2 protein-coding genes are annotated in these 3,067 nt (G+C 62.2%); both read right to left on the minus strand.

The annotated features are described in order from the left end of the window. Positions 1-117: 117 nt before the first annotated feature. Positions 118-852, minus strand: a complete 735-nt coding sequence (gene rlmB, locus ACJWXQ_RS11645; RefSeq protein ID WP_346050099.1) for a 23S rRNA (guanosine(2251)-2'-O)-methyltransferase RlmB — start codon at positions 850-852, stop codon at positions 118-120. Then, the coding region (gene rnr, locus ACJWXQ_RS11650; protein WP_406672863.1) for a ribonuclease R at positions 849-3,067 on the minus strand (2,219 nt) is incomplete at its 5' end. The genes rnr and rlmB, both read right to left, overlap by 4 nt.

A 3,067-nucleotide genomic window follows, 5' to 3' on the forward strand; every position in this document is an offset into this window, starting at 1 on the left:
CCGTGCTGCTTCGAAATATCCCTTGCCTACTCAGCACCCACAAAATCCACAGAAAACAGTAGGCGCTCGTGTAGGCACGGCCCCACTGTTCACTGGGAACTGTTCACTGGGAACTGTTCACTGGGAACTCTCCCCCCTCTGCCGCACTGCCTCATACAGGCACACCCCGGCGGTGACCGAGACATTGAGGCTCTCCACCTGCCCGGCCATGGGCAGGGCGGCGAGGAAATCGCACTGCTCGCGGGTCAAGCGCCGCAAGCCATCGGCTTCGGCACCCATAACAATGGCCAAAGGCCCGGTTAGATCGGTTTCATAGAGGCTCTGGCCGGCCTCACCGGCCAGTCCCACTGTCCACACACCGGCCTCCTGAAGGCTACGCAGAGCCCGGACCAGATTGGTAACCGGCAGGAAAGGCACCGTTTCCGCGCCGCCGGCAGCCACTTTACGAGCGGCCGGCGTGAGTGGGCTGGAGCGGTCCTTGGGCACGATTACCGCATCCACCCCGGCGGCATCGGCGGTGCGCAGACAGGCACCCAGGTTGTGCGGGTCCTGCACGCCATCCAGCACCAGGAGCAGTAGTGCTTCCCCGGACTCGGCCCGGGCGACCAGATCATCCAGGTCGGTCACGTTCTCTCCCGGCTCGGCCCGGGCCACCACGCCCTGATGGCGATCGGTGCCGGCAAGGATCGTAAGCTGCTGCTTGTCAGTGGACAGCACCGGAATCCCCGCCGCCCGGGCCTGATCACTCAACTCACGAATACGCTTGTTGCCGGCAGCCACATGGAGCTCCCGCACCCGCCCGGCGGCAAGGGCGGCCCGTACCGGGTGGATACCGGCGAGGAACTCCGTCATCCCCGCTGCCTCCGGGCCTTCTTGCCCTTCTTGCCCTTTTTCTTGCCACCGGCCTCGGCTTCGGCCTCCGCCGGCTCCAGGTCAATCTTGCGCTCATCCGGATCCACCCGGACCACGCGGACCCGTAGGCTGTCGGTGAGCCGGAAGACGCGGCCGGAGCGCTCGCCCACCATGCGGTGGCCGACGGGATCGAACTTGTAGTAATCGTTGGGCAGGGAGGTGACATGGGCCATGCCTTCGATATGCACCTCCTTGAGCTTCACGAACAGACCGAAGGAGGTAACGCCCACGATCATGCCCTCGAATTCCTCACCGACCTTGTCCTGCATGAACTCGCATTTGAGCGTATCGGCCGCATCGCGGGTGGCCTCATCGGCCCGCCGCTCGGTCGAGGAACAATGCCCGCCGATGCGCTCCATGTCCTTGAAGCCGTAGGGATACTCGTCCTCCGGCAACCTGCGCAGGATGTGCTTGATGGCACGGTGAACCAGCAAATCCGGATAGCGGCGAATGGGTGAAGTGAAATGCAGATAGGTGCCGTGGGAAAGACCGAAATGGCCCACATTCCTGGGACTGTAGACCGCCTGCTTCAGTGAGCGCAGCAATACCGTCTGGATGAGAGCGGCATCTTCCCTTTCCCGGGCCTGGTCCAGCACCTGGGCATAATGCTTGGGCTCCGGTTTCTCACCGCCACCCAGCTTGAGCCCGAGCTTGCCCAGAAAGTCGCGTAACTCGCTGACCTTTTCCTCTTCCGGTCCCTCATGCACCCGGTAAAGGGTGGGCATGCCGTGCTTTTCCAGAAACTGTCCGGTCGCCACATTGGCGGCAATCATGCATTCCTCGATCAGACGATGGGCATCATTGCGTTCCACCGGCACGATCTTTTCGATCTTGCCGAAATCATCGAATACAAACTTGGTCTCGATGGTTTCGAAATCAATCGCCCCGCGCTTGCGCCGACGCTTGATCAGCTTGCGGAACAGGGTGTGCAGATTTTCCACGTTGCCGAGAACATGCTCGTACTCGGAGCGCAGCTGCTTATCCCCCTGCACCATGGCCCAGACCTTGTTGTAGGTCAGACGGGCATGAGAGCGGATCACGCCCTCATGAAAACGGCTGCCGGTGACCTTGCCTTCCTCATCCAGAAAGAGCTCGCAGACCATGGTCAGCCGATCCACTTCGGGATTCAGCGAACAAAGCCCGTTGGACAGCACTTCCGGCAACATGGGGATGACATGCCCCGGGAAGTAGACGGATGTCCCTCGCCGCCAGGCCTCCTGATCCAGGGCGCTGTCCGGCTGCACATACTCGGCAACATCGGCAATGGCGACCAGGAGACGAAAGCCCTTGTCGGTCTTCTCGCAGAAGACCGCGTCGTCAAAATCCTTGGCGGTCTCATCATCAATGGTCACCAGCGGCAGCTCGCGGAAGTCCTTGCGTCCGGCCTTGGCCTGTTCGGACACCGAACCACCGAAGCGCTGGGCCTCGGCTTCCACGCCCTCCGGCCATTCCCGCGGCAGACCGTGAGAGTGCACGGCAATATCGATTTCCATGCCCGGATCCCGGTGATCACCGAGAATCTGTTCCACCCGGCCGATGGGCTGGTTGCGGCGGGAGGGATACATTTCCAGTACCACCCGCACGATCTGTCCGTGCCTGGCGCCACCCCGCTTCTCCGGGGGAACAAAAAGATCCTGACTGAAGCGGCTGTTATCCGGCACCACATAACTGATGCCGGACTCTTCGAAATAACGGCCAATCAAATCCTCGGTATTGCGCTCCAGAATCCTCGCCAGGGAGCCCACCGAACGGCCTCTGCGGTCAACGTCCACAACACGCACCGCCACACGGTCACCATGCATGATCTCGCGCATCTCGCGGGGAGGCATGAAGACATCGGCGCCGCCGTCGTCCGGGGTGCAAAAGCCGAAACCGTCCCGGTGACCCACCACCGTGCCGGTGACCAGGCCCACCCGATCCACCAGGCACAGGGCGCCACGGCGGTTGGTGATCAGTTGACCGTCACGGATCATGGCCCGGACGCGGAATCCCAGGGCTTCCACCTCCTCCGGCTCTACCAGACCCAGTTGTTCAACCAGATCATCAAAGTCCTGGGGCTCGCCCAGCTCTTCCATGACCTTCAGGATGTATTCCCGGGAAGGGATGGGGTTCTCGTAGCGCTGGGCCTCGCGGCCCGCCTTGGGGTCATTCTTCC

The organism is Natronospira sp., assembly GCF_007134575.1.
Classification (GTDB): Bacteria; Pseudomonadota; Gammaproteobacteria; order Natronospirales; family Natronospiraceae; genus Natronospira; species Natronospira elongata.

Excerpts from the sequence above, each read along its gene's own strand:
- rlmB (WP_346050099.1), bottom strand. The coding sequence starts at position 852 with ATGACGGAGTTCCTCGCCGGTATCCACCCGGTACGGGCCGCCCTTGCC.